Source organism: Streptomyces sp. GbtcB7, assembly GCF_019091445.1.
GTDB classification, from domain to species: Bacteria; Actinomycetota; Actinomycetes; order Streptomycetales; family Streptomycetaceae; genus Streptomyces; species Streptomyces mirabilis.
Genome location: NZ_JAGXJM010000765.1, coordinates 1 through 230, shown reverse-complemented (window position 1 = coordinate 230; position 230 = coordinate 1). Strand labels below are relative to the sequence as shown.

1 pseudogene is annotated in these 230 nt (G+C 77.4%); it reads right to left on the bottom strand.

The features are described 5' to 3' along the window. Positions 1 to 230, bottom strand: a pseudogene (locus tag KVT44_RS57485) (class F sortase); the annotation flags it as partial.

Below are 230 nucleotides of genomic sequence, written 5' to 3'. Positions count from 1 at the left end.
AAGGGCGGCGGATCGATCGCTCCCTGCCCGTCGAGCCCGCGGCCCTCCACCAGCGCCTGCACCCCCATCGAGGGATTGTCGATGCGCTGCGGCGCCGCGCTCGTCAGCGGCGTCAGCGCGGGTGGCAGCCGTACCTCGGGCGGGCGTCCGACCGCCGCGACGTCCCCCGGCGTCGGCGCCGCTATCCCCCGCCGGACCTCCGTCAGGTCACGGCCCCACAGCCCCAGCCC